At 42.4% G+C, this 25,196-nt stretch carries 26 protein-coding genes and 1 tRNA gene; 12 read left to right on the forward strand and 15 right to left on the reverse strand.

Going from position 1 to position 25,196, the window contains the following annotated elements; translation table 11 throughout:
• The first annotated feature begins 108 nt into the window (after positions 1–108).
• Both pth and SIO70_RS08960 read left to right on the forward strand, forming a co-directional pair.
• Complete coding sequence (pth, locus tag SIO70_RS08955; RefSeq protein WP_320580567.1) at positions 109–690, forward strand: aminoacyl-tRNA hydrolase; 582 nt, start codon at positions 109–111, stop codon at positions 688–690.
• 44 nt (positions 691–734) lie between these two features.
• Positions 735–1,346, forward strand: coding sequence for a fumarylacetoacetate hydrolase family protein (locus tag SIO70_RS08960; protein WP_320580568.1), 612 nt, complete (start codon positions 735–737; stop codon positions 1,344–1,346).
• A gap of 222 nt (positions 1,347–1,568) precedes the next feature.
• Here SIO70_RS08960 and SIO70_RS08965 read toward each other — a convergent pair whose 3' ends face one another.
• Positions 1,569–2,042, reverse strand: coding sequence for a MarR family winged helix-turn-helix transcriptional regulator (locus tag SIO70_RS08965; protein WP_320580569.1), 474 nt, complete (start codon positions 2,040–2,042; stop codon positions 1,569–1,571).
• 74 nt (positions 2,043–2,116) lie between these two features.
• Here SIO70_RS08965 and SIO70_RS08970 point away from each other — a divergent pair, with 74 nt between their 5' ends.
• A complete protein-coding gene (locus SIO70_RS08970; RefSeq protein WP_320580570.1) occupies positions 2,117–4,228 on the forward strand; it encodes a thiamine pyrophosphate-dependent enzyme in 2,112 nt (703 codons plus the stop codon).
• Positions 4,229–4,307: 79 nt separating this feature from the next.
• A tRNA-Met gene (locus SIO70_RS08975) sits at positions 4,308–4,381 on the forward strand.
• 112 nt (positions 4,382–4,493) lie between these two features.
• On the opposite strand, the gene SIO70_RS08980 is transcribed toward SIO70_RS08975, so the two are convergent.
• From SIO70_RS08980 to SIO70_RS08995, 4 genes are all read right to left on the reverse strand, one after another.
• A complete protein-coding gene (locus SIO70_RS08980) occupies positions 4,494–4,796 on the reverse strand; it encodes a hypothetical protein (protein ID WP_320580571.1) in 303 nt (100 codons plus the stop codon).
• A gap of 51 nt (positions 4,797–4,847) precedes the next feature.
• The gene (locus tag SIO70_RS08985) at positions 4,848–5,465 is read right to left on the reverse strand and encodes a hypothetical protein (protein ID WP_320580572.1); all 618 of its coding nucleotides are present in this window, start codon (positions 5,463–5,465) and stop codon (positions 4,848–4,850) included.
• A 625-nt stretch (positions 5,466–6,090) separates the two neighbouring features.
• Positions 6,091–7,824, reverse strand: coding sequence for a DUF4157 domain-containing protein (locus SIO70_RS08990; RefSeq protein ID WP_320580573.1), 1,734 nt, complete (start codon positions 7,822–7,824; stop codon positions 6,091–6,093).
• Between the two features lie 788 nt (positions 7,825–8,612).
• Positions 8,613–9,410, reverse strand: a complete 798-nt coding sequence (locus tag SIO70_RS08995) for an ATP-grasp domain-containing protein (RefSeq protein WP_320580574.1) — start codon at positions 9,408–9,410, stop codon at positions 8,613–8,615.
• A 210-nt stretch (positions 9,411–9,620) separates the two neighbouring features.
• Between SIO70_RS08995 and SIO70_RS09000 the strand changes: the two genes are divergently transcribed.
• The 3 genes from SIO70_RS09000 to SIO70_RS09010 all read left to right on the forward strand — a co-directional run bounded on the left by SIO70_RS09000 (position 9,621) and on the right by SIO70_RS09010 (position 11,651).
• Positions 9,621–10,802 (forward strand): hypothetical protein, encoded by a 1,182-nt coding sequence (locus SIO70_RS09000; RefSeq protein WP_320580575.1) that lies wholly within the window; start codon positions 9,621–9,623, stop codon positions 10,800–10,802.
• Positions 10,803–10,874: 72 nt separating this feature from the next.
• Positions 10,875–11,015 carry a hypothetical protein gene (locus SIO70_RS09005; protein ID WP_320580576.1) on the forward strand — a complete coding sequence of 47 codons (141 nt, stop codon included), beginning with the start codon at positions 10,875–10,877 and terminating at the stop codon, positions 11,013–11,015.
• Positions 11,016–11,036: 21 nt separating this feature from the next.
• Positions 11,037–11,651: a peptidylprolyl isomerase gene (locus tag SIO70_RS09010; RefSeq protein WP_320580577.1), complete on the forward strand. Its 615-nt coding sequence runs from the start codon at positions 11,037–11,039 to the stop codon at positions 11,649–11,651.
• On the opposite strand, the gene SIO70_RS09015 is transcribed toward SIO70_RS09010, so the two are convergent.
• Genes SIO70_RS09015 through SIO70_RS09040 form a run of 6 tightly spaced genes read right to left on the reverse strand, consistent with a single transcriptional unit; the run spans position 11,648 to position 18,131 of the window.
• Positions 11,648–12,301, reverse strand: a complete 654-nt coding sequence (locus SIO70_RS09015) for a class I SAM-dependent methyltransferase (protein WP_320580578.1) — start codon at positions 12,299–12,301, stop codon at positions 11,648–11,650. The genes SIO70_RS09010 and SIO70_RS09015 overlap by 4 nt on opposite strands.
• Positions 12,302–12,319: 18 nt before the next feature.
• Complete coding sequence (locus SIO70_RS09020; protein ID WP_320580579.1) at positions 12,320–13,306, reverse strand: glycosyltransferase family 2 protein; 987 nt, start codon at positions 13,304–13,306, stop codon at positions 12,320–12,322.
• Positions 13,299–15,221 carry a glycosyltransferase family 2 protein gene (locus tag SIO70_RS09025; RefSeq protein WP_320580580.1) on the reverse strand — a complete coding sequence of 641 codons (1,923 nt, stop codon included), beginning with the start codon at positions 15,219–15,221 and terminating at the stop codon, positions 13,299–13,301. Before SIO70_RS09025 ends, SIO70_RS09020 begins: the two co-directional genes overlap by 8 nt.
• Entirely contained in the window at positions 15,211–16,419 is a 1,209-nt protein-coding gene (locus SIO70_RS09030) for an ABC transporter ATP-binding protein (RefSeq protein WP_320580581.1), read from the reverse strand. The genes SIO70_RS09025 and SIO70_RS09030 overlap by 11 nt, the downstream gene beginning before the upstream one ends.
• Positions 16,416–17,261 (reverse strand): ABC transporter permease, encoded by an 846-nt coding sequence (locus tag SIO70_RS09035; RefSeq protein WP_320580582.1) that lies wholly within the window; start codon positions 17,259–17,261, stop codon positions 16,416–16,418. Before SIO70_RS09035 ends, SIO70_RS09030 begins: the two co-directional genes overlap by 4 nt.
• 3 nt (positions 17,262–17,264) lie before the next feature.
• On the reverse strand, positions 17,265–18,131 hold the full coding sequence (locus SIO70_RS09040; RefSeq protein ID WP_320580583.1) for a beta-1,6-N-acetylglucosaminyltransferase: 867 nt from the start codon (positions 18,129–18,131) through the stop codon (positions 17,265–17,267).
• A gap of 203 nt (positions 18,132–18,334) precedes the next feature.
• On the opposite strand from SIO70_RS09040, the gene SIO70_RS09045 reads away from it, so the two are divergent.
• The 3 genes from SIO70_RS09045 to SIO70_RS09055 are packed head-to-tail and all read left to right on the forward strand — an operon-like array spanning position 18,335 to position 21,015.
• A complete protein-coding gene (locus SIO70_RS09045) occupies positions 18,335–18,751 on the forward strand; it encodes an acyl-CoA thioesterase (protein ID WP_083721115.1) in 417 nt (138 codons plus the stop codon).
• Positions 18,752–18,754: 3 nt separating this feature from the next.
• Positions 18,755–19,726: an NAD(P)H-quinone oxidoreductase gene (locus SIO70_RS09050; protein ID WP_320580584.1), complete on the forward strand. Its 972-nt coding sequence runs from the start codon at positions 18,755–18,757 to the stop codon at positions 19,724–19,726.
• 41 nt (positions 19,727–19,767) lie between these two features.
• Complete coding sequence (locus SIO70_RS09055) at positions 19,768–21,015, forward strand: ATP-binding protein (protein WP_320580585.1); 1,248 nt, start codon at positions 19,768–19,770, stop codon at positions 21,013–21,015.
• A gap of 36 nt (positions 21,016–21,051) precedes the next feature.
• On the opposite strand, the gene SIO70_RS09060 is transcribed toward SIO70_RS09055, so the two are convergent.
• The 3 genes from SIO70_RS09060 to SIO70_RS09070 all read right to left on the reverse strand — a co-directional run bounded on the left by SIO70_RS09060 (position 21,052) and on the right by SIO70_RS09070 (position 22,904).
• Entirely contained in the window at positions 21,052–21,969 is a 918-nt protein-coding gene (locus SIO70_RS09060) for a DUF6600 domain-containing protein (RefSeq protein WP_320580586.1), read from the reverse strand.
• Between the two features lie 17 nt (positions 21,970–21,986).
• Positions 21,987–22,109: a hypothetical protein gene (locus tag SIO70_RS09065; RefSeq protein WP_320580587.1), complete on the reverse strand. Its 123-nt coding sequence runs from the start codon at positions 22,107–22,109 to the stop codon at positions 21,987–21,989.
• 111 nt (positions 22,110–22,220) lie between these two features.
• On the reverse strand, positions 22,221–22,904 hold the full coding sequence (locus tag SIO70_RS09070; protein WP_320580588.1) for a VIT1/CCC1 transporter family protein: 684 nt from the start codon (positions 22,902–22,904) through the stop codon (positions 22,221–22,223).
• A gap of 177 nt (positions 22,905–23,081) precedes the next feature.
• Between SIO70_RS09070 and yiaA the strand changes: the two genes are divergently transcribed.
• Complete coding sequence (gene yiaA, locus SIO70_RS09075) at positions 23,082–23,501, forward strand: inner membrane protein YiaA (protein ID WP_083721101.1); 420 nt, start codon at positions 23,082–23,084, stop codon at positions 23,499–23,501.
• A gap of 159 nt (positions 23,502–23,660) precedes the next feature.
• Positions 23,661–23,993 (forward strand): DUF4870 domain-containing protein, encoded by a 333-nt coding sequence (locus SIO70_RS09080; RefSeq protein WP_320580589.1) that lies wholly within the window; start codon positions 23,661–23,663, stop codon positions 23,991–23,993.
• Positions 23,994–24,140: 147 nt separating this feature from the next.
• Here the strand turns inward: SIO70_RS09080 and SIO70_RS09085 are convergent, their stop codons facing one another.
• A complete protein-coding gene (locus SIO70_RS09085) occupies positions 24,141–25,181 on the reverse strand; it encodes an isoaspartyl peptidase/L-asparaginase (protein WP_320580590.1) in 1,041 nt (346 codons plus the stop codon).
• Between the last annotated feature and the right edge of the window lie 15 nt (positions 25,182–25,196).

The raw sequence follows: 25,196 nt of genomic DNA on the forward strand, positions 1-25,196 counted from the left end.
TGGTTCGTCCGGGATGGGACTTTTTCTATTTTTACGCCGTGGTTTGCAAATCTTCCGTATATATGGTGGATGCCGCCACGAGTTCGTGTTTATTAAATTAGTCGACAGATGAAATACCTGATAGTAGGGCTAGGGAATATAGGCGCAGAATATGAGCATACCCGCCATAATATTGGATTCGATATAGCAGATACCTTTGTTGCAAAGCACGGAGCTACCTACAAAAGCGAACGCCTGGCGGATGTGGCAGAAGTGAAATGGAAAGGGCGTACCCTTATTGTAATAAAGCCTACCACCTACATGAACCTGAGTGGCAAAGCCGTAAAATACTGGATGGACAAGGAGAAAGTCCCATTGGAAAATATCTTTGTACTGGTAGATGACCTGGCCCTGCCGGTAGAAGTGCTACGTATCCGCCCTGGTGGTAGCGATGCAGGACAAAACGGGCTTAAGAATATTCAGGAGCTACTGGGTACAAACCAGTATCCAAGGCTGAGATTCGGTATTGGTAATAACTATCCTAAAGGCAGACAGGTTGATTTTGTATTGGGCAAATGGCCTAAAGATGAAATGGTAATAGTGCAGTGGAAACTGGAAAAATGCGTGGAAATCATTGAAGGATTTGTATCTATAGGTTTGGAACGCACAATGAACAAGTATAATAACCTTAAATATTCACCCGGAAGCTAAATTTATAAATCCATTCATTTAACCTTAATTAAAGATTAACCGTCATGAAAATTATATGCGTTGGAAGAAACTATGCCGATCATGCAAAGGAATTGAAAAATGAGGTACCGACAGAACCTGTGATTTTCATGAAGCCTAAGAATGCATTGCTGCAGAACAACCATCCATTTTACTATCCAGAGTTTACCGACAACCTCCATTATGAATGTGAACTGGTGCTGAGAATATGCAAAAATGGAAAGCATATTCAGGAAAAATTTGCAGATAAATACTATGACCAGATTGGGATTGGTATTGATTTCACTGCCCGTGATCTGCAGGATAAGCAAAAACAGAAAGGATTACCGTGGGAGATTGCCAAGGCGTTTGATAATTCGGCCGTGGTAGGGCAGTTTACTCCCATTACCCCTGAGTTGGATAAAAAGGATATTAACTTCTGTTTGTATAAAAATAAAGAACTGGTGCAGCAGGGTAATACGAAAGACCTGTTGTTTTCATTTGATTTTCTGGTGGCTTATATTTCTAAATTCTTTACGCTGAATATTGGGGATCTTGTATTTACGGGAACACCCGCTGGGGTTGGTCCTGTGGAGATAGGGGATACACTGGAAGCGTTTATTGAAAATGATAGTTTGCTGGAGTTTATGGTGAAATAAGTTTTGATGATATAAATGAACCGGCCTGCTCATTCACTGAGCAGGCCGGTTTTTATTTGGATTTGTTTTGAGCGGCTTTAATCGAAATTCTTGTTAGTTCTTGAAATCAATTGTATGGTTTTATCTATCCCATTCAGAATTTTGTTAGTTCTTTATATTACTTTTCTTCTAGCTTCTTTTTAGTGTAATCGATCAACCCTATGAATCTCGCTGTCCTTTAAATTACTTATCTTCTGGCACCTGTTTCGTCAAAGTAACCTCATCCGGCACGTTGTTATAAATCACATCCAGTATCCTCGTCAGCTCCTGAAAATCGTCTTCTGTAAGATGATTCCAGCCTGTTTTACGCATTTCCAGCACTAAAGGCCTTGCTTCCTTATACTTATCTGCGCCTTTAACAGTGAGTTGTAAATATACCTTCCTGCGGTCCTGGGGAGATCCTTCCCTAAGTACCAGTTCTTTCTTAACCAGTAATTCAATAATACGGGAAACGGTGGTAATATCTTTCGATGTCAGCTTAGCGAGTTCGTTATGCGTAATCTTTTTGTGCTTATACAGGTTTTCTATCAGCAGCCATTGGTCAACAGTAATGTCCACTTTATGAATATCAAAAGTCTTTTGCCAGTAGTTACGGATTCTTTTAAGGGTGGCATCCAACTTAAAAAAAGATGGATTCGTTACGAAAGTATTAGGCATAATTATTTAAATTGCATTAGCAATAGTTGTATTAGCAACTATTTAATCTTATAAACATCCAAACAGGATATAAAGTGTTTAAAGATAATACAATCACCCCAACTATAAAAGCAGGTATTGCTAATAAGCAAGGCCTATGGCTGAAAGCCTTCCGGCTGATGTGTCAGGCTTCCCAAATGGCCGCCACGTATGAAGCGAATCGCTCCGTTTGCAAATATGTACATTCCACGTCTCGTGGGCATGAAGCTATTCAGATAGCAGCAGGATTACAGTTACACCCCTGGGATTATGCCAGTCCTTATTATCGCGATGACAGTATGATGCTGGCCATGGGGTTTACTCCTCTTGAGCTGATGTTACAACTCCTCGCTAAGGGAGATGACCCTTTCTCTGGCGGTCGATCGTATTATAGTCATCCAGCCAGCCGGGTGCCCAATCGCCCCTTAATCCCTCACCAGAGCAGTGCTACCGGCATGCAGGTCATTCCGGCTACAGGCATGGCGCAGGGTATCCGTTATCTGGAAAGAAATTTATCGGACTCTCTGCCTACCGGGCCCCATGGAGAATTACCGGTAGTTCTTTGCTCTCTCGGTGATGGCAGTGTTACAGAAGGTGAAGTGAGTGAAGCATGGCAGAGTGCGATTCTATGGGAGTTACCTGTCATTTACCTGGTACAGGACAATGAATGGGGTATTTCTGCTTCATCTGCAGAAACCCGTGTAATGGATGCATATGAATATGCTGCGGGATTTAAAGGCCTGAAACGCATACGGGTGGATGGAAGTGATTTTGAAGAGAGTTATCACGGCATGGAGGCGGCTATCAGTTATGTACGCAAGGAAAGAAAACCTGTATTGGTCCATGCCTGTGTACCATTGTTAGGGCACCATACCTCAGGTGTACGAAAGGAATGGTATAGAACAGATGAAGACCTGTCCTTTCACGGAGAAAAGGATCCCTTACCAAAACTAAAAGCATTATTAATATCCTCCGGTATTCCGGAGAAGGACCTGTTAACCATTGAAAGAGAAACACAGGAATATATAGAAGCCGAATTTGATAAGGCGCGGATAGCGCAGGATCCGGATCCCCGCACCGTAAAGGATCATGTATTTGCACCTGCTGCAGTTACAAGTGAAAAGGGGAATCGTACCCCTGCAAACGGTGTGAAAGTGATGATGGTGGATGCTGCTTTGCATGCGGTAGAAGAAATTCTGCGGGACTATCCTGAAGCCATCTTTTTTGGTCAGGATGTAGGACGCCGTTTGGGTGGCGTATTCCGCGAAGCAGCTACCCTTGCTGAAAAATTCGGTGACCACAGGGTATACAACACGGCTATACAGGAAGCTTATATTGTTGGGGCCACTGCTGGTTTATCAGCAGTAGGTGTTAAGCCTATTGTAGAAATTCAGTTTGCCGATTATATCTATCCTGGATTTAATCAGCTGGTGACGGAGATTTCGAAATCCTGTTACCTCAGCTATGGCAAATTCCCGGTACAGACCCTGATCCGTATACCTATAGGAGCTTACGGAGGAGGAGGTCCATATCATTCTGGTAGTATCGAATCTACTTTGTTAACTATCAAAGGTATTAAAGTAGTCTACCCATCGAATGCTGCAGATATGAAAGGGCTGATGAAGGCGGCTTTTTTAGATCCTAATCCGGTTGTTATGCTGGAGCACAAAGGTTTATACTGGAGCAAGGTCCCTGGTACACAGGCAGCGATCATGGTTGAACCAGATGCAGACTATCAGTTACCTATGGGCAAGGGTAGGGTAGTGGTACCTGCTCATCCAAAAGATGTGAAGAAGGGTGATACTTGTTGTATTATCACTTACGGAATGGGGGTATACTGGGCAATGGCTGTCGCTGCGGCCTTCCCTGGTCAGGTAGAGGTGATTGATCTGCGTACGTTATTCCCGCTGGATGAAGAGCTGGTCTATTCATCAGTTTCCCGCCATGGAAAATGTCTTGTGCTCACTGAAGAACAACTGAACAATTCTTTTGCGCAGGCTTTAGCGGGTCGTATTCAACAGCATTGCTTCCGCTCGCTGGATGCGCCGATTTTCACGATTGGTGCTTTGGATTTGCCAGCAGTGCCTATCAATCTGGCATTGGAGAATGAAATGTTGCCAAATCCGCAAAAGGTGAAGGCTGCGGTGAAGGAATTATTAGCGTATTAAAAAAAAATATAAATACCTCTTGGCTTTTATCAATTTAGCGATTATCTTTGCACTCCCGTTTTGAACAAGACGAGGATTTGGCGAGGTAGCTCAGGCGGTTAGAGCGCAGGATTCATAACCCTGAGGTCAAGGGTTCAACTCCCTTTCTCGCTACACTGACTAAAAAAGGCTTTCAGTATCACTGGAAGCCTTTTACTTTTTTCTTCACACCCCTCTCTTTTTCTTTCTACAACTATGCCCACAAATATCTACTGGATTCACGTTGTTAGATGGTATTCCAAAATGACTTATAGTTTTCTTCAATCCAAGTTTTAATTCGTTGTTGAGATCTTATATCACTCGGGACTTTCTGTCTTATTGTTTTTTCAAGCTTTTTGTAAGCCTCAATTGAATTTTGCGCCCAGTTCCATTTTTCTCCACATTTATTAATAAAATAAAGCATTTCCCATCCCTCTTTTCTATTTAATAATGTGCTGTCTGGTTCCCCTGTAACTTTGGGGTCATCATTGGTATATCGTGTGGTCCATGAATAATCATCGTAAACCATATCATTTTTTGTATAACTCATTTGTATATGTTTGTAATTTAATCGGCTTTAGAAATATATAAGTGAGAAGGGTTAAGGCCATTTGACTGTTTTGCGAGGAACAAAAAATGCCTTTATTAAATTAGGATTTCTTATACAAATCTGAACATGGGTTTTATCGAGAAAGCCTGCATCTTTATAGAGTTCTGCGCCTTCAAAAAATACCGCTCGAACAGATTCAAATGGAGCTTCATTCGCTTTTTCCATTAACGAATGAATATTGTTTATTACTGCACAATCGAGCCTTCTAATTATCTTATCCTTTGAATCTGTACTTTCCTTAGGGTTGACATTACGTGGCAATTCTTTTTTTTCCTGTTCTGCTGATTTGCTCAAGCTTTCGTGAGAAAGTTTTACCAAATCAATTCCTTCTTTATCGGTAAGATCTAAACAGTGACCAAGACTAAAAATAGCTCCAAGTACTGCTGGCGTTTTTATTGCAGACTTTGTAGGCGGATTCTGTGCATAATGTAAAGCTCTCTCATAATTATTTTGCCAGAAATACATACCCTCTCCTAACCAGTCCCACTTATTTTTACTTGGTCTAAGCGCAGACTGGCCTGATACAATATTATCTCTAACATTTTGGTCACAACCGTGAAAACCGATTATTAATCCTGGATCGGATGAATAGATGTATTGGGATGCCATAAATGGTTGGTGGAATTGTGGAATAAATATTAGGAAAAGTTTTGGGGATTACTTTGGTAAGTAATATTGCTATCTTGCAGCTCCTTTTTTAGGTGCAGCTTTCTTGGCAGCGGCCTTTTTAGGAGCAACCTTTCTTGATGGAGCCGTAACTAAGATATCCCTTATGCCCAACTCAGTTATCAACTCGGACGCAGCCTGTGATGAACTAGTAACTTGGCGCTTTTGCTCTATTAAAAGAGTTCTTATTCTATTATACGCTGAAGTTGTCATACCCAAATTTAAGAAATTCTCGACACTTTGGAACATGAAAAAACAATAAATAATTTACTTTTTGTTGTAATTTAATGATAATCAATTTGTTTGTGGGTTGTGAAATACATTTTTTAGAACCCACAATTCATCAGTTATGCTTTTCAGCAATAGTTAGGGAAAGTTCATAAATATTGATAAATCTTTTAATGCTTGGTTCAACATTTCTCCCTTTCCCGCTACACTGGAAAACGGCCCGGAATTATTCCGGGCCGTTTTTATTTCTCCGAATATTGATGTTGATTTTATAAACATGATTCATCATAATCCCCTTCTCCTTAAGCTCTTCCAATTTTACCTGTTATCCCTAATTCCTTTACCACGTAAAATCGCTATCCTTATCGCAATTAAACGCCCGCCATTTTACCTCCACATGAGGCAGTTCATCCCGCATCATATCAGCCACTGGTTTAGAATTAAAATACCACTCAACGTCATAGCCGCATTCAGCTGCTATCAGGAACTGCCTGATACTTTGATCCATAAACCGACTAATTACCTGCTTCTTCCTCGCCTGCATTTCAGGTGAAAGATGTTTATTCAATAACCACTCATATCCTGTTTTTACTTCTATCAGCATATCTCCGCGTACAGCATCAAAATCAGCAGTCAATCCATCAGGAGCTGTTACCTGGTATTCCAGACGTGTGCCGCTGAAAAGTTTCGCGTAATCAGAATGACAGGGATACCTGCCAAATTTAGGTTCTATCCAACGAGATCTGCATCCATTTTTCTTATCCTCATCCTCTGGCCATGGGCTTGGATTTGGGAAAGGAAAGGGATATCGGTCAAATGGTGTTAAGGGTTGTCTGGTAGTTGGTGTAAGAAGGTCCGTACCACTCAACCAAGGACTTGGTTGCGGAGCCTTGGGTTGATGGCAGTTACCAATGCATACCCCTAATGGTGATGGCAGAATAATATACCCTTGTTTCGTCAGCATATTTTGGAATGCTCCGTAGTTAATAAGATCGTAAATGGATGCGGCAACATACACTCCTAAGGCTACTGGTATAGCCACAGTGCTTACAGTGGCACCTGCCGCTGCTGGTGCTGTGGATGCGCCTCCTTCGATTACACTGGCAGTACCCCATCGAACCGCTGCCCTTTCTAAAGCTGTCTTTGCAGCGGATTCAGTGGCGCCTTCTACCGCAGTTGCCGCACCTGCCCTAATAGAACCTGCAACCAGGGGAGCTGCTAAAGGAGCCATATTAGCTTGTTGTGTGGCTTGTGCCTTAGGATCATTAAGGCCTGCTTGCTGTCGTCCCGTGCTGTACATATGATACACTTCAGCTTCAGTGAGTACTTTATCACAGGCCCCCCATTCCCGGCAGTCACGAACTGCGTTGGCAGCATTGACAAGCCCGGCCCGGCGATAAGACTGCTCCACATTATCTCCCCATTTTTCAAGAGGGATATTGGCCGATCTAAAGGATGTCTGCCCAGGTGCATCAGCAGATTGCCTTTGCAGGGATAGGCCCCCTTTTCTCTGCTGTTGGGTATGTGTTAATTCATGCGCCAGTAAATGTTTGCCTTCAGCACTGTGTGGGTTATATTGGCCGCTGTTAAAATAAATGTCGCTTCCATGTGTAAATGCTTTTGCCTGTATGGTGTTACTCATGGCTGTCGATGCTGTATTATCATGAATGCGAACATGCGATAGATCTGCATGGAAGGCATTTTCCATAAAGATTCGAGTATCGGTTGGCAATGGTGTACCGGTTCCTTTGCTCTCCGCCAGTTTTGATTCAAAGTGTTGAGGTGTATGGAAGCCTCCATCATTCGTAGCCTTACGCATCAGGTTCCCCTTTTCTTCTTCTTCACATTGCTTACATTTTCTTTGTATGGACGGCGCTGCCTCTGCCTGAGGCATGGACATCACCCGATCAGCCATACTATCGGCTTCCTGCTCATATTTATCTCCTGGACTGTTTATTGCAAGTTTAGGTTGTACGACTGGTTGAAAAAATGGAGATGAAGTTTGTTGTTCACCAAAAAAAGCGTGTGAACTTGTAGCAATCGATGATTTCTTTTGGGGGCTCGAATAAAACATAACAACGATTTTGGGGGTAGTGATATTTGATGTATCGGTTAATCTATGCAAGCAAATCTTTATTCTTATTCAGCGACATCAAATAGAAAATTCATATTGAAACACAATAATAAATTGGGGTATACTAATTTAATAGATATTCTTTGTTTGACAAAGAATTATTCACAAGAAATGCAATTAGTGAGTAGCCAGTTTAAATTCCTGAAAAATCTAAATCCATTCAGATTTTAACTGATAAATTCATAAGCTGAATTATGAAAAAGAGATATATCCCTTCTTGAAAAACTTCAAGCGAATCGTAACCTGAATCCTCTAATAGCTGGGTAACCGCAAATATTATTCATTATTTGATGACATATGTCAACATCCTGAACTATTGATGAGAACCCCATTGAATTCTGACAATAATTGATTGTCAGTTCCATATTTAAGAAACCACTTGTGGCTTACTAATTGTAACCTTTATGTTAGTAAGATATGAGAATGAAATGTAAAATCAGGAGTATATGAGGCCGCCGCATTATTAACTTTAAAACTTATTTTATGTTAAAGAGCCCAACTTTTTCAATCTGGACAGTGACTATCTACCTCGTGGTGCATTTAATTTTATTAACGACTGGATTGACAGTTCCTATAATGTTGATTAGTCTCATACTGTCCCCACTTTTAGTACTCTGGATGGTATATACAATATTGAAATATGGCAAATACAGAGGTGGTAAGTTTGAATATCAATAATAAAAAGGCTTTCAGATATACTGTCTGAAAGCCACTATATTATAGCACATTCAGGTTCCTACAAAATACTCCGATACCCCCTTCACGATATCTCCAATCCTCGCTTTATAAAACCCTGCCGCATTCATCCCCCCACACTCCACAATAAAATACTCATCCCCACACAAACAGATATCCATCACAAATACATCATGCGGGGTATACTCCTCACACCTCGCCTGCGCAAATGCTACCACACTATCCGGACAACCTTCCTCTTTTTTTAATTTAAAATAATGCCTATACTTGGAAGCCGCTATCACCTGCTTATTCACAATCCAAAGCCGCCATTCATATTGAATATTATACGGCTCAGAAATAACAATCTTACCATCTGTAAATTTTTCCACCGATGATAACTGAGCATACCAATCCCTGATCTCATCATATCGTTTCATCTCCCCTGCAAATGATTTGTTGTCGTCATTTGGGCGAATAAACAACATTTTATCCCCTGGATACTCATTGCTAACAATTAATTCCTCAAACGTCGTAATTCGGGCTCCATAGTTAAGCATATATCTGCCCCAATGATGGAAATAATTTTCTATCGAAAACTGCGCTTCATCAAAGAAGATACCCTCCCGCAAAGAAGCTTCCTCCCTCGCGAGGGCATTAAACGTCGTAGACCCGTATATAATAGATCGGCGGCTCCTGTCAAATGAAGGTAATTCAGTCGAAAAAGGAATAATATCCAATGGGATAAATGGAATACTTAATTGCTCACAGGCATGCTGCATGCCTTCAAAATCAGTGGGGTTAGTAAGGTTGCGCTGTACAACCCATTGTATTTTTTTAAACTGTTCCATGGGAAGATAATACTAAAAATAAAAAAATTCCACGACAGGATCTGTTAACTACGACTATCTAAATCGTCAAAGTCTTCGGTGCCGATAAGCTCGAGTTGGTAATCCCTAATTATCTCCCTATATCCGCCCTGTCTCCACCTGCTGCCGCTCCCCATTCAATACGACTGCAAAAAAAAATCGTATGACATATTTATTCTTTAATTTTATTCAATGGACAATTTAATAGATAACCTCATCAGCCGTTGGGAAAAAGCCTTTGACGACATTCACAACCTCCCTGCTTTCAAAGCACAGGTTAAAATAACACTATACGCCCCCGGCACCCGTTATAATCTCGAAAAATATGACCAGCACTCCTTCCCCTCAAATGGAGCCTTATCAAATGAAAAAGACGACTATGAATACGGCTTCAATGACCAGGGGCTACCTTGCTACATGACCTTCGGCAATGAAGCAATCAAAACCTTATGGGAAGGATATTATAAATATACCGATAACCTCGCTGAGTACATAGAATTTAATATCAATACAGGTGTGCCTTCCGCCCTTACAAGGATTACATTTGAAAATGGCCGTAAGATCACCTCACAACGTTTGGGCATAAACGGTAAAGGAACCATTTGCAAACCGAATCAGTCCAGGGAAGAGTTAATAAAAGAATATAAAGAAAATGACCTCTTCTTTTTCCTGATCACGACTACCTTCGAATACGACGCAGATGGCAGGATCATCCGCTCCGTAAGCAACAATGTCGCCCCCGGTCTGGGAAAGTATTCCTCCTACGATGAATACACTTATACCGATAATCAGTTGGATAAGATCAGAACCTTCCATGAAGGAGGCAGCAACCGCCTGACCTATAGTCGGAACCGGGAAAACCTGTCCCAGGATGAGCTGATCGAAAAAGTCGCCCAGGCTATGGCCCAATCAATCGTTAGTTCTCTGACGCATCATGAAACAACTTCACCACTGGCTCTCCTGGAAATAAATTACCACTATGCTGATAACTATTTCCCCCTCCTGGTTTCTCAATCTCAACAGGAAGTTGAACAAAGACTCGAAAATGGGGGAGAAGTTTTCTTTCATGACAAATATGACGATTCCTCTCCATTAGATATCACCTCATTCGAAGACTACTTCGCCCAAATGGAACAACTAATGGAAGAACAGGATAACTGGGATATTGGCCGGATAGCCCTCAGAAGAACCGCTGCTATCCTAACCGAAACCAAACTATTAGGGAAAATCAAAACCACCACTGACTTTGCAGCTTATGCTGTAGACTGGACCGTAGAAGGTGGCCGCGAAGATTTAGAGGAAATCCTCCTGGAATGCGGGGTAAAACCTGAAACCCTTGACCTGTGGAAAGAGAAAAAATTCATTACTGAGTAAATTTTATTTCCGATTGGCATACTCAAAAAGAACGCTTATTCCCAATCTTTACAGCTTCTAAAAGAGGAGCAGATGTTGGATCTTGCTCACAAAGCAGGGTTTAAATATGCTAAAGTGGTATCCGGTGACGACCTTACAAAGAAATATTTTCAGGTAAGAAATGACGGTCTGTCTCTCTCAAATTCAGAACTCATCCTCGTGGCAAATACCTAATTATTTTTTATCTTGAGGGCTATGAAATACATATACGCTTGTCTGTTTTTATTGATACTAGCAGCCTGCGGTCAGTCAGCCGACTACCGCTCCCAGGAAATCATTCTTGACCGGGCAGTTACGATTGACGATGCTTACAAGCTGGCTGATAAATATTCCTTTATCACCGCGAGTCCATTGAACTCTTCAAAGGATACAAATGCGTTGGATAAAAAGCTGTTTAGTTTGAATGTAGGAGATACTGCCACCATTGAAGGGCGTTATTACAGGGTAGTCGCAGATACCGGGAATTACGCCTTCCGGGCCAGCTACATCCACCTGGATGGTGCGGTGTTAAAACATAGAGAGATAGACAGCCTCCGCACGTTGATACTACAGCAATACGCTGCTGGTAAATCTTTCGAAGAGCTGAATGCTAAATATAACATGGATCCCAATCAAAAGGACGGAGATACCGGTCCATTTACAGCCGGTATGATGGTAAAACCATTTGAAGATGCTGTACGTGTCCACAAAAAAGGAGATATCTTTTTAGTAGATGTGCCTGATAAGAAATGGTACTTTGTAGTGAAGAAAACTGCCGATAATGAAGGCGAAAAGATAAGGATCGTATTAAGTATTAAGAAAGTAAATTAACGATAAAAAGAGGTCACAGCTTCCTGACCTGTATAATTGGGGCCGGTCTGGTCATCAGCACCCACATAGGTCCAGGTGATATCAATATGCCGGGGGCCGGTACATGTCAGGAGCTTCCTTCTTTTATTATACTCAATCCCGCACAAAGCAAATAATTTCTTTACATCCACCCCCTGTATATTATTCAGATCAAGATTGGCCACAAACAAGCCCCATGGTTGCAACGTTGCTATTGCCCTCACTAACACCTTCAATTTATCGCCGATATAATGAATACCATGTACACAGGTAATCAGATCATATTTCTCCGAAGGAACCCAATTCACTAAAGATCTTACCTCAAATTCCAGGCAACCAATAAAAGGAGGTATTTCCTGGAACAAATCTACCAGGTCAATCCCTTTCAATTGCACCCCTGCCTGCTGCGTTAATCCTTTCGCATATTGAATCAAAGCATTCCCCTCTCCACAACATAAATCCAGCCATTTCACTTCACCTCGTTCCGCCAGGCAATCATTCAGGTACTTTGACGGATTGAAAAATAATTCCTTCTCATAACTATTTACACCATTCGCCACACGCTTACGATTCATCTTGTTATTCGCCACAATGGGAGACCAGATTAATTCAGCTTCTGTCAGTAATTTCATATCAACAAAATACTAAATTCATTGCTTGTATCGAAGCATTATTTTCAATAAAATTTTACATAAATAATAGAGCGTTACCTTGTTCGGATGCATCTTAAATGCTTTGCCCGCCTGGTTAAGGGCTTGTAGGGGCGCATTGTATTTATGATAGGTCATATCAGTAGTTCGTGCAAAATATAATGACCAGTTATATTGGGCCTGCCGTTTTAAACGGGAACGTTCTGTAACAGGAAGATAAGATTGTATCAGGTGAATGACTTTCGAAATATCAAGGATATGCTGACACGACAGGAAATACCTGCTTGTAATATTGGATGTATGTACCCTGTAAAAAGCCAGCCTTTCCGGCGTATACACCACCGGGTAATGCGCCGCAATCCTTACCCACATTTCCCAGTCCTCGCCGTAATGTATGCCAAAGAAGCTGCCTAACTGTTCATAGACACTCCTTCTGACTAACACTGCTGGTGGCTGCATTTTTTGCCCTGTTGCTATCTGGGTTAGCCAATCCTTTATAAGACCTGTTTCAGCCTGTATAGCGCGACTTCTATTTATTACGGCTCCTTGTTCATTGATGTAGGAGAAACCCGTGCAAATCGCACCTGCGTCAGGATACTGTTTAAATAATTGCGTCGCCTGTTGGTAGATACCATGCCCTGATAAATCATCACCATGCAATAAGTGCACAAAATGCCCCTTTGCCCGGTTCAGGCATGTTTCAAAATTCCGCAGGCTACCCCGGTTTTCCGGTTGCTGGTAAAACGATACCCGACCCTGGCCAATCGCCGCTACCAGGGCTGCAATATCCCCATCCGTACTACAATCATCCACCACTTCAATCTGCATCAGCGCTGGCCCCAAGTCCTGTTCCAGCACACTTTTTAAAGTAGCCTCCAGGTAGTGACTACAATTGTAAGTTGGGATCATCACAGACCATAATGGTCTATGCACCTCCGGTGAAATCGGCGCTATAATAGGTGGTTGATCGGGAATCCTGTTATTCATAATATGCCTTCCAGTTTTGCTGTCCGGATTGTAATGCCAATCGCTCCTCATCATTTGATAACAGCGGTATTTGCCTTTTTAATACCTCCTTCACTAAATGCAACATCATTTTCCTGTTGTCCGACATATTCTGACCATGAATCCGGTAAGCAGCTATCCTTTCTTTATGATGGAAAGTTGGTAGCAGCCTTGCTATTTTCAGGTTGAGGTCATAATCTTCACATGCCTTCAGTTTTGTGTCAAAATGAAAATGAAAGAACAGATCCCTCCTGTATAGAATACAACCTTCCATACCTATGTAGTTCCCCTGCAATAAAGAGAGGTACCCTGTTCCGCTATTATACACTTCCGCTATGAATTCCCCGTTTGCATCAACCCTGTCATGTGCACCGGATACAAAAGCTAACTGTGGATAGTACCTGAAATAAAAAATGTTTATCTCAGCAGCGCCTGGATATAAATAATCATCTGCATCGAGGAAGATCAGGAATTTCCCCTGACTAAATTGTACGCCTATATTCCGCGCTGCTGATAAACCAACACGTTCTACATATATGTATTTCACCCTGTCTCCATATTCTTTACAAATCGCCGCCGTATCATCGCTGGAGCCATCATCCACTACAATAACTTCCATATTGGGCCATGTTTGGCCCAGCGCACTTTCAATGGCCGACCTGAGATAATGCCCATGGTTGTAACAGGGAATAATTACAGAAACAAGGTTCCACGCTGCAGAAACCGGCTCCAACAGCCGTAAGGGAAATGTCTGAATATCCTGCCGCCGAAGGTGTTGATGCGCTTTATAAAATCGAATACCAGATTTACACCCCCTGATCTCAGTGATAATATGCCTGATATACTCCTCCTTGTTCCCTTTTATCCATTGTATTAACCGCTGCCGGTAATATCGGGGTAGCCCTTGCCGTAGTCGCTTTAATTCTCCCGGATGCTGGTAATTTTCATATTGCACAAGCAGTGCACTGACATGCCCACGCATATAACCAAACAGTTGTTTTCGCAACCCTTCGTCAGTAGAACGATGTTCATGATATACAAACAACTCCGGTATATAATAACAATCCCACCCTTCGGCCAGTATGCGGTGCCACATTTCCGAATCACCACTACACCCCGAAGCTCCTACATCCAGCCTTTCATCAAATAGCCCCGCCACCAGGAATGCTTCTTTCCGAAAGGCCATATTAGCTCCCGCGCCGATATCCCATGCCGGCACACCATACTCAAGGTGATCAAGATAATACCGGTGATTAAACCGCTTGGGCAGATACCCCTTATTGAATCCCCATTTTTTTTCAAAAATATACTGTGCCCTGGTATCCAGCGAAGCAGGTATCACAAGCCCTGTCACTGCCATGATTAATGGATCGGAAAAACAAGCCTTTAGATTGGTGATCCAGTTTTGTGGGATGATTACATCATCATCCGTATAGGCTATAATATCCCCCGTAGCTGTTCTGGCACCTGTATTACGCGCAATATCAAGTCCCTTCCTGTCTTCACGGACATATCGTACCTGGGTAAACTGCTTCACTACCAGCCATGTCTCATCATTCTCCGGCGCATTATCCACCACAATCAATTCAAATTCAGTATCAGGACCGGATAATAATGAGTGCAGGCATTTCTGCAATGACTGGGGCCTGTGACGGGTACAAATCACAACAGTTAACTTCACTACCTTACCAAAAGTTAGTGATGATCCATACTCATTGTAATAATTAAGTGCAGGTTGTATAGCAGCATGAATTTTTTCAGTTATCCTCACCGGAGAATTAATCCATACATGCCCCAATGGTAATTCTCCTGACCATACCACAACATAATGCCAGCCTTTCCCCACCGAAAAACTATCTACTGCAGATAATTGTATATGGTGTATTTTATAGTACATGCTGCTGATTTAATATCACTGGAAATGCCGGACGAACATACCCCATCCATTTCCCAAACCAAGCGGTATTTTCCCTGAAATCTTCTACATTAAATGAAAGACAGCCTTCAAAATAATACAACCGCTGAGTCGTATCTTTTACAAATACAATGGATAAATAGTAAGCTCCATTGTTCAAAAAATTACCAGGTATATGACATTCCCCCTTTATAAGCCCGGTACGCAGATCAGCGCCCTTTGATGCCACATCAAAAATGCATTCACCTGCCATATTAAATAAATGAATACCAACAGTCAGCATACCCTGCTCAGGGGCGTTGTACCAAAACTCAAATTGCGTAGTAAACGGTGTACGGATATCGAATATTTCAGTATCATATTGAATGGCTATTTTTTTAATCCGGATATAATCATTTCCCGGTGCGGATTCCGGAGTGTCATAGCACTGTTCCAGGTAATTGTTGTCCGTACTTTTCAGATAATTGGCAATCACAGGCTCCGGCTTGCCTGAATCAATGATATGTCCTTTATGTAAGGTAATTACCCGATCACACAGGTTCTGCATTGCCTGCGTGTTGTGACTTACAAACAAAACTGTTTTCCCTTTCCTGCCCGAAATCTCTTTCATTTTTCCCAGGCATTTTCGCTGGAACTCTACATCTCCCACAGCCAGTACCTCGTCCACAATCAATATTTCAGGATTTAAATGCGCGGCTACAGCAAATGCCAGTCGCATATACATGCCACTTGAATAATGCTTGACAGGTGTATCAATTAGTTCTTCTACACCAGAGAATGTAAGGATCTCATCAAAACAGCTTTTAATCTCGTGATTTTTCATTCCCAATATGTTCCCATTGAGGAAGATATTTTCGCGACCAGTTAAATCGCCATGAAAACCTGAACCCACTTCCAGCAGACTGGCAATACTGCCCCTGCCTGATATTCTTCCTGTAGTGGGCGTTGTAATTGAAGAAATAATTTTTAACAGGGTGGATTTGCCAGCACCGTTATTCCCAATAAACCCCATCACTTCCCCCTGATGGATTTCAAAGTTGATATCTTTCAGTGCCCACAGTAAATGCTTATCTGCCTTCTGTCGCTTTATCCAAAAGCGGATATCCTCGCGCAGACGGCCAGAACCTGCATTCCCAAGCCGGTATAATTTAGAGATGTTTTCAACCTTTATAGCTATCATACAACATCCATTATTTTAAGTTCCTTTTTCTTAAACAGCGTTATGCCCACCACCAATAAAATCATTACCTCTACAATACAAACCGCCAACCGGAGATAATGCACGGGTTCCACCGAAAAATAAGCAGCCCTGAATGTTTCGGTGATAACAGTAAGCGGATTTAACCAGAACAAAAACTGGTATTGAGGCGGAACAATTGATGCCGGGTACACGACTGGTGTAGCAAACATAAATAGTCGTAGTAAAAATTGAAGTGCATAATCCAGGTCCCTGTACTTTGCTGTAAAAACACTGATAATAAGGCCGGCTCCCAAACCGAATCCTGCCGTCAGCAACAACAGCAATGGTGTTAATAATATGTAATAGTTACCATAGATGCCCGTTGTTAAAAGATGATAGCAATAAATTATAATGAACAACAATAATTGAATACCTGTCCTTATACTATGTGAAAGCACATTGCTAACAGGCACTACCAATCGTGGGAAATATACCTTATTGAAAATATTGGCATTTTGCAAAAAAGTATACATCGTCCCATTCAGACAATCAGAAAAGAAACTCCAGAAAATTATCCCGGATAAATAGAATAAAACAGGTGGAATCCCCCCTGTTGAAATCTTTACCACCTTGCCGAAAATGATATAATAAACAAGTGTGGTCAGTGCCGGCTGAATAAATACCCAGAACGGCCCCAATATCGTCTGTTGATAACTCGCAATCAGGTTGCGTCTTACAAACCGGAACAAGAGATCTTTGTAACTGATAATTTCCCGAAGTTTCCAATCAAACCATCTTGTGTTGGTGGTAATTTCCCAGTCCCAACTTTCGTTATGTTTCATCGGTTAAACCCAATTTTTAGTATAAAGGATGGTTTCATCAATTTTGTCCTGTATCTGATTGTCAATATTGGAATCAAATTTCCTCGCAAATAGCCGGTTACTTTGCTGTAGGCACTTCAGGTCTGCCATAGTGAGCACTTTTGGGTGCGATCCACCGCCAGAACGGTCTATATACCGGTAATTGTCATTGATGACCATGCTGCTTAATGGACTGTTCATCAGTAAGGTATTCACCAGGAATTCATCTGGTGCCCAGGTGTGTTTAAAAAATGAATAACATGTTCCTTCAGACAGGAATTGGCTTAGGTAGAATGCTGCCTCTCCACTCAGCGTCCAGTAAGCGGCTAAAGGCCCCCCGTATAGCTGGTAGGGTAGTGGAAACTCCCTTTGCGGTAAGATATTGGAAATTATATTTTCCAGTCGGTGTTTTCCCCTGAAACTGTAATCTATCAGGTGATATCGGGTATACCGTTGATGCGCTTCATTCCACCAGGTAGTAGGGGGTGTTTCTGAGGTAAGGAAAGAGTGACCAATATAAGCATTGAGAAAATCATAAATGTAACCGGTCGGTTTTATCGGATAATCCTGCCCGCTCAGCAGGTTTACATAGTCATACGATCGGCCACTTGAAAATATAGCACGCAGCGACGCACCGATGGCCTCAAGCTGACTGAACCCCGCCCAATTCACTGTTTTACGTTCCTGAACAAAAAAAGTATTCGGCAAACTGGAAAGGGATATGAAAGGACCGATGTTTACCTTTTTATCAAGGTGTACATAAAAATCAAATTTCCTGTGGTATAGCGTTTTAATCAATCTCTCTGCCATAGCAGGATACTGATGCAACACGATAATGTTGGCCATTCTCATAACGATCTCATTGTTGTGGTATCACTGTTACTCGATATAGGAAAAAATCAGGGAGGAGATAGGTATAGTAATAATATTAAAATTATTAAAACAAATTGAATAAAAGAGTAGTAAAAATTCGACAAAAACAAATATTGATAGAAAGGAAATATTATCAGAATCCTTCATGTAGATTTGCTTATAACTGAAAAAGGACCAACACAATGGAATACGTAAAAGAATACACCGTTAAACCAGAACATATCGACGTCCAAAACATCATGGACGGTCTCTATTACCCTTTCTACATGGAATATTGCAGACACGACTTTATCAAAGACGTACTGGGTTTCAGCCTGGAAGAAGAAGCACAGAAAGGCATCAATATGGTGCTGTCTCAATATACCATCCAGTTCGTTCGCTCTCTGAAAAGAGATGATACATTCACAGTTACCTGTCAGCTGATGGCAGACGGAAGCGGCAAACCACAGATCCATTTCGAACAAAAAATCATGCTCAATAACAAGGTCGTTACCAAAGCGGTATTTACAGGCACCTGTGTACCTGCTACCGGTGGCAGACCTTTTCTGCCAGATGCTATCAAAGAAAAACTGAAAGATGCACCCATTTTAAACGCATAAGTTATGAAAGCCATCGTCATTACCAAACCCGGAGGACCGGAAGTACTGCAACTACAGGAATACCCTACACCCACACCAGGTGCAGAAGAAGTGCTGATTGAAATCAAAGCGGCTGGACTGAACAGGGCAGACGTCTCTCAGCGCAAAGGAAAGTATCCACCTCCTCCCGGTGTAGTACAGGAGATCCTGGGAATGGAAGTGGCTGGCATCGTAAAGGAATGCGGCCAGGATGTAACCATGTGGAAACCCGGCGATAAAGTATGTGCCCTCATTGCAGGTGGTGGATATGCCACCTATGTCACAGCTAAAGAAGGACAATGCTTACCCATACCAGATAAGCTTTCATTTGCTGAAGCTGCCAGTCTGCCCGAAGTGATAGCCACCGTATGGACAAATGTCTTTCAGCGGGCACACTTACAACCCGGCGAAAATTTGCTGGTCCATGGTGGTAGCAGTGGTATCGGTATTGCTGCTATCCAGCTGGGGCATGCCTTTGGCGCAAATGTATACGTAACCGTCGGCTCAGAAGAAAAAGGCAAAGCCTGCCTGGAACTCGGTGCCGCCGGTTATGTCAATTATAAAGAACAGGATTTCAGAGAGGCATATGCCAGCACTGGCATGGATGTGATCCTCGACATGGTGGGAGGCGACTATCTGGACAAAAACGTTCAGCTACTCAATACCGAAGGTCGCCTGGTGTACATTAATGCCATGGGTGGAAACATGGCGCAACTCAACATCGGCAGGATGATGCAGAAGCGCCTCACTATCACTGGTTCTACCCTGCGCCCCCGTGATTATACCTTTAGAAAAGCCCTGTCACAGGAGCTGCTGGAAAAAGTCTGGCCACTTATTCATGCCGGAAAATACAAACCTGTCATATATGCAACTTTTGCATATGACAAAGCTGCCGAAGCCCATGCCCTCATGGAAAGTAGCCAACATATCGGTAAGATTATATTAACAAATGAATAAGCCTTTTATATTACTTTTGCCCACTTAAATGCGCACGTAATATGAAAGAAAAAGTGTCTGTTACAGATACCGGTATACAGTCTTCCGGGCTTCCCCGGGACTACATGGAAGCGGTGGCAGAATATATCTGGAATGGTTTTGACGCAGCTGCATCCATCATTGATATCACTTTTGAAACAAATGAAATAGATACTATCCATAGTCTGTCCATTACAGACAATGGTACTGGTATTGACTATGAACAGCTGAAGGAGACCTTCGGTAACTTCAACGACTCTATCAAGAAGGCCACCTTTCAGAAGACATCTTCCTTCATCAAAGGGAACAAAGGCCGTGGACGTTTCTCCTTTTCCGCCTTTAGTGGAAAAGCATTGTGGAAAACGGTCTATAAAGACCAGACCACCGGTCAGCTCAAAGCTTACGAGATCCTTATTACAAAAAACTCTAAAGATTATTTCGATCCGCACAACAACAGGGATCTGTCTAAAGGTGCTACCGGCACCATGGTGACTTTCACGGACCTCTTTGATGTGACTGGATTTTCCTTTCAGTCAGATGAATTCAAGACCTTCCTGGAAAGAGAGTTTGGCTGGTTCCTGATGCTGAACCGGGAAAAGGAATACCAGATCCGCATTAATGGAGTGGCTGTACCTTACCAGCAGCTGATAGCAGAAAGCGATATTGGCACTTTGCCCATCAAGGATGCGGAGGGTAAGGACCACTATTTCAAGATTACCTTTGTCAGGTGGTCGGAGCGTATTGGGGATAAGTTCTTCTTTTACTTCCTCAACTCCCATCAAAAGGAGTTGTTTAAAGACCTCACTTCATTTAATAATAATGCGATCGGGTTTTATCACAGTGTGTATGTAGAATCCCGTTACTTTGATGCTTTCAACCCACAGGACAATGAGTTGTCTCAGAACCTGTTTGAACGCACCCGTCAGCATGGAGTATTCAAATCGCTGATGAATCACCTGCACGAGCTGGTGAGACTGCGCCAAAAAGCCTTTGTAGATGGAGAAGCGGCAGAGAAACTGGTGGATAACTATGAGAAGAACGGCATCATTCCAAAGCTCAATGACGGGAGAAAAAAGAAGGCATTGCTCAAAGTAGTGAAAAGTCTTTACTGCATAGAACCCCGTTTATTCCAGGGGTTAAACAAAGAGCAGCAGCGTATCAATGTTGGCTTGCTCGGTATTCTGTTGGAAGCAGGTATGAAGGAAGAAATTGTAGAGCTGGTCAGTCATATTGTACCACTCACAGACGAAGACAGAAAGTTATTGAAATAAAACAATGCCGGTGATATAATCGCCGGCATTGTTATTTTACCTTCTCACTCTCGATGATGGTGACGGTGAAGACATCATTGGAGCTGTACGCATAGGCAAACTATTCACATTTCGTATTTGCTCTGATCTTTTTATACTCGGTGTCGGCCTGTCCTGCATTTGCATAATTGGCCGGGCAGTCGTGTTACTATTAAAACTCCTGAATTGTCTGGGTTGTGGATTCTGAACCTGTGGTCTGTACACCTGCATGTTATTGCCAGTCTGTACGGCATTGCCGCGTACCCTGGTTTCCTGTATCGCCATCGGGGTGATAGTCCTGTTAGTATATCGCTGCACCTCAGCTACATTCGGTCCCTGTGAATAATACAGGTTATTGCGGTGTGTAGTGGAAAAATTGTTAATCACAGAAATCCTGTCCGCACTATTGGGTCTTGTTACCACCCTGGAAAGATCATTGTCATACATGTGATCCTTTGGCACCTGGTTCCAGTAATAGTCATGCGGTCTCCACCCGCCATAGGCAGCACCTACGCCTACACCAGGTCCCAGTGGCGCCCAGCAGTAATAGTTATCCACAGCACCCCAGGTAACCCATGCCGGTGACCAGTCATATCCTGGTATCCATAACCAGCCATACGCATCGTCGTAAAACCAGCGGCCATAATGGAAAGGCGCCCATCCCCAGCTGAAATCAGATGCCCACATCCATCCTTCATTGCTATATACCCAGTGACCATTCGTTGCATAAGGACGGAATTCTCCATCCATTCCCGGACTCCACACATGGCCATAGCCAGGATAATCAATCCAGTTGCCATAAGGCGACAGGTCATCGTAAAATGTCTGGTAAGTAATACTTCCAACCGGGGCGGTGCTACCTTGTATCGCAGTGGTAGTCGTACAACTATTCAACAACAATAAACACGAAAACAGGGCTAAAACAATACGTTTCATGACTATTAAATTTAAGGTTATTTCAATGCCTGGAAGAAGGTTATATTATCTCTATCAGAGCCCCCCTTGTCAAAGGAGTTAGCCTCACTGGTCATTACCACCATGAAAAGGGCGGCTGCTGATAAAAGTAACGTTTTCATATGCTTTTAGTTTAATACTGATACAAAGCTAAAAGCATGTGAAACATCAGAGGAGGTGATGTAGGTCAATGGGGTTAAACGGTCGGCCAGGAGGCAAAGTCGTATTCTGAATCAGCTCACCAGTTTAGCCAGTGAATAAGCCGCCACAGCTGCTATAATACCTGTGAACGCTACCTTCAAAGTGCCTTTTATCAAGGGTTGCCCGGTTACTTTTGATTTAAAATACCCAAATATGATCAGGGCTATCACCGTAATGATACAAGAGAAATAAAAACCCTGCTGATTATTGGAAGTAACGAGATAGGGGAACAAAGGAATAAAACCACCTGCCAGGTAAGAGAATGCTATCGTCAATGCAGATTTGATCGCTCTGTCCTTATCTGGCTTGTCAAGACCCAGTTCAAAGCGCATCATAAAGTCTACCCATTTATGCTTGTCCTGGCTGATCTGTAAAGTCACCTGCTTACTTAGTTCTTTATCCACACCCATGTCAATAAAGATGGCTTCCACTTCCATTCTTTCTGTTTCCGGTACCTTCTCTACTTCTTCATATTCCCGTTGTAGTTCGGAATCATAGTGCTCTACTTCCGTCTGACCGGCAAGAAATCCACCCAATCCCATTGAAATACAACCTGCTGCAATTTCAGAAAGTCCGGATACGATAATGAGGTGGTTCGTATCCAGTACGCCACTCAACCCCGCAGTAAGAGCAAAGGGTACGGTCAGCCCGTCGGACATGCCGATGATAACATCTCTGACAAAGTTGGAGCTATTGATGTGTGTTTCCTGATGCATGCTTATTAGTATTGATATAAAATTATCAAAATAGAATGAGTATTTAAAATCGACACTTTAGAGAAGCTTGATTTTCATAATATTATAACGCACAAAAATTTTATCCCTGAATTCAGCTATTTCAGGCCCCTGATAATTGGGGTTAATTTGTATCTTATATAGAAATATACCGATACAATGAAACAAAAACCATCGATGGCATTTATTGCCGCATCCTGGGTTGCGTTGCTTATTGGGGTTGTTGGCTACATCGTAGGCCTGTATAATGCCCAAATGCAACTCAATGAAAAGGGATACTATTTCACTGTGCTGATGTATGGTCTCTTTGCAGGGGTATCTGTGCAAAAATGCGTAAGGGATAGGTTGGAGAAAATTCCTGTTACAGACATTTACTATGGTATTAGCTGGGTGTCTACATTACTCTGCCTGATCCTCCTGGCAGTTGGATTATGGAACGCCACCATGCTGCCCAGCGAGAAAGGATTTTACGCATTTGCATTTTTACTGAGCATTTTTGGTGCCATCGCAGTACAGAAAAATACCCGCGATAGCCAGGCTGCAAAGGAAGAAATCGCTGATATTAATAGAGAGGCATAGTATTAATGTTCTGATTATGAATTGATTGCATCGTTTGTAGTTGTTTCGTAGACGCTGTTTTTTTCGCTTGTAGTACTTCCGTAGTAGGCTAAAAATAGCTACACATGTTTGGGGCAAATACTTTTGTGACATCATCAATCACAAAAAAATGATCATATCATGAAGGACAAAACATTAGCTATCGTCGCCTACTGTACAATAATTGGTTGGGTAGTTGCATACATTAAGTATAAAGAAACACCTGAACGTTCACCACTGGTACGTTACCATCTTGCACAGGCCTTAGGCGTATTTATCGCTGGTCTGGCAATTTCAATTATTGTTTCTATCGTCGCAAGAATAATTCCTACCATGGGATTCCTCTTGAGTTTAGCCGGCCTTCTTCCATTGATTCTGCTGATATTTGGAATAATAACAGCTTCTAATGAAGCACAGAGACCTGTACCAGTAATTGGTAAAGTCTTCGAAAACAAATTCAGCTTTCTGAACTAAGCATGTTTTCAGAAAAAATTAATCCCAATCATTGTTGAAAAGCCCGGATTAACTATCCTTTTGAAAGCATAAAAAGACTGACTAATAAGGTGTTATTTACCATTCCCCCCTCTAAAAATGGTTGCCTGTTAGTCAGTCTTTCGCTTTTTATTGTGGTTTGTAGATCTCAATATCAATCTGGCCATCTTCGGTAATAGTACCTCTGTACATACCTTCTGTATTAAAAGGCATCACAGCATGGCCTGCCTGATCCAGTGCAATTAATCCACCGCTTCCACCCAGGATACCGATTTTCTCAATCACTGTTTTTGCTGCCAGATCCAGACTAATACCCTTGTACTCCATCATGGCAGAAAGGTCGTAAGCTGCTACGTCTCTGATATAATATTCACCCCAACCAGTACAGGACACAGCGGCAGTTTTGTTATTAGCATAAGTTCCTGCACCAATGATAGGGGAGTCACCGATACGGCCGTACTTTTTGTTGGTCATACCACCGGTAGAAGTTCCTGCCGCCAGGTTCCCATTTCTGTCCAGTGCTACCGCACCTACTGTACCGAATTTGTTATCCACATTTTCGATACCCAGTTTGCCGGCTGGCGTATAACTATGCTCCGGTTTTGTTCTGGTAGAATCGGTTTTGAGTACTTTTTGCAGCGCATCCCAGCGTTCCTGTGTCCAGAAATATTTAGGATCTACGATTTCAAGACCGGCATCTTTTGCAAACTGTTCAGCTCCACGACCTGCCAGCATCACGTGTTCAGATTTCTCCATCACCGCTTTGGCGGCAGCAATCGGATTTTTGACAGTGGTCACGCCGGCTACAGCACCTGCCTGCAGAGATTTACCATTCATGATGGCAGCATCCATTTCATTTTTGCCATCATGGGTGAATACAGCGCCTTTGCCTGCATTGAAGAGAGGAGAGTCTTCCATCACCTTGATAGTAGCTTCTACTGCATCAACACTGCTCTTGCCGGCTTTCAGAAGTTTGTAACCCGTGATCAGGGCTTCCTTCAGCACCGCTGTGTAAGCAGCTTCTTTTTCAGGAGTCATGTTTTGTTTGGTAATCGTACCAGCACCGCCATGAATTACTAAAATATATCTTTCCTGTGGTGGGGTACCTTCTTCGGCATAGCAAACCGCCTTCAGACTAAGCATAAGGCAGCACAAGAGTAACTTTTTCATATAAGCTAAAATAGT

This window comes from Chitinophaga sancti, from assembly GCF_034087045.1.
GTDB classification, from domain to species: Bacteria; Bacteroidota; Bacteroidia; order Chitinophagales; family Chitinophagaceae; genus Chitinophaga; species Chitinophaga sancti_B.

Excerpts from the sequence above, each read along its gene's own strand:
- SIO70_RS09040 (WP_320580583.1), bottom strand. The coding sequence starts at position 18,131 with ATGAGAATGGCCAACATTATCGTGTTGCATCAGTATCCTGCTATGGCA.
- SIO70_RS09020 (WP_320580579.1), bottom strand. The coding sequence starts at position 13,306 with ATGAATAACAGGATTCCCGATCAACCACCTATTATAGCGCCGATTTCA.
- SIO70_RS08995 (WP_320580574.1), bottom strand. The coding sequence starts at position 9,410 with ATGGAACAGTTTAAAAAAATACAATGGGTTGTACAGCGCAACCTTACT.
- pth (WP_320580567.1), top strand. The coding sequence starts at position 109 with ATGAAATACCTGATAGTAGGGCTAGGGAATATAGGCGCAGAATATGAG.
- SIO70_RS09030 (WP_320580581.1), bottom strand. The coding sequence starts at position 16,419 with ATGATAGCTATAAAGGTTGAAAACATCTCTAAATTATACCGGCTTGGG.
- SIO70_RS09065 (WP_320580587.1), bottom strand. The coding sequence starts at position 22,109 with ATGAAAACGTTACTTTTATCAGCAGCCGCCCTTTTCATGGTGGTAATG.
- SIO70_RS08990 (WP_320580573.1), bottom strand. The coding sequence starts at position 7,824 with ATGTTTTATTCGAGCCCCCAAAAGAAATCATCGATTGCTACAAGTTCA.
- SIO70_RS09060 (WP_320580586.1), bottom strand. The coding sequence starts at position 21,969 with ATGAAACGTATTGTTTTAGCCCTGTTTTCGTGTTTATTGTTGTTGAAT.
- yiaA (WP_083721101.1), top strand. The coding sequence starts at position 23,082 with ATGAAACAAAAACCATCGATGGCATTTATTGCCGCATCCTGGGTTGCG.
- SIO70_RS09055 (WP_320580585.1), top strand. The coding sequence starts at position 19,768 with ATGAAAGAAAAAGTGTCTGTTACAGATACCGGTATACAGTCTTCCGGG.
- SIO70_RS09005 (WP_320580576.1), top strand. The coding sequence starts at position 10,875 with ATGTTGGATCTTGCTCACAAAGCAGGGTTTAAATATGCTAAAGTGGTA.
- SIO70_RS08980 (WP_320580571.1), bottom strand. The coding sequence starts at position 4,796 with ATGAGTTATACAAAAAATGATATGGTTTACGATGATTATTCATGGACC.
- SIO70_RS09025 (WP_320580580.1), bottom strand. The coding sequence starts at position 15,221 with ATGTACTATAAAATACACCATATACAATTATCTGCAGTAGATAGTTTT.
- SIO70_RS08965 (WP_320580569.1), bottom strand. The coding sequence starts at position 2,042 with ATGCCTAATACTTTCGTAACGAATCCATCTTTTTTTAAGTTGGATGCC.
- SIO70_RS09035 (WP_320580582.1), bottom strand. The coding sequence starts at position 17,261 with ATGAAACATAACGAAAGTTGGGACTGGGAAATTACCACCAACACAAGA.
- SIO70_RS09045 (WP_083721115.1), top strand. The coding sequence starts at position 18,335 with ATGGAATACGTAAAAGAATACACCGTTAAACCAGAACATATCGACGTC.
- SIO70_RS09000 (WP_320580575.1), top strand. The coding sequence starts at position 9,621 with ATGGACAATTTAATAGATAACCTCATCAGCCGTTGGGAAAAAGCCTTT.
- SIO70_RS09015 (WP_320580578.1), bottom strand. The coding sequence starts at position 12,301 with ATGAAATTACTGACAGAAGCTGAATTAATCTGGTCTCCCATTGTGGCG.
- SIO70_RS09085 (WP_320580590.1), bottom strand. The coding sequence starts at position 25,181 with ATGAAAAAGTTACTCTTGTGCTGCCTTATGCTTAGTCTGAAGGCGGTT.
- SIO70_RS09010 (WP_320580577.1), top strand. The coding sequence starts at position 11,037 with ATGAAATACATATACGCTTGTCTGTTTTTATTGATACTAGCAGCCTGC.
- SIO70_RS08960 (WP_320580568.1), top strand. The coding sequence starts at position 735 with ATGAAAATTATATGCGTTGGAAGAAACTATGCCGATCATGCAAAGGAA.
- SIO70_RS08985 (WP_320580572.1), bottom strand. The coding sequence starts at position 5,465 with ATGGCATCCCAATACATCTATTCATCCGATCCAGGATTAATAATCGGT.
- SIO70_RS09050 (WP_320580584.1), top strand. The coding sequence starts at position 18,755 with ATGAAAGCCATCGTCATTACCAAACCCGGAGGACCGGAAGTACTGCAA.
- SIO70_RS09070 (WP_320580588.1), bottom strand. The coding sequence starts at position 22,904 with ATGCATCAGGAAACACACATCAATAGCTCCAACTTTGTCAGAGATGTT.
- SIO70_RS09080 (WP_320580589.1), top strand. The coding sequence starts at position 23,661 with ATGAAGGACAAAACATTAGCTATCGTCGCCTACTGTACAATAATTGGT.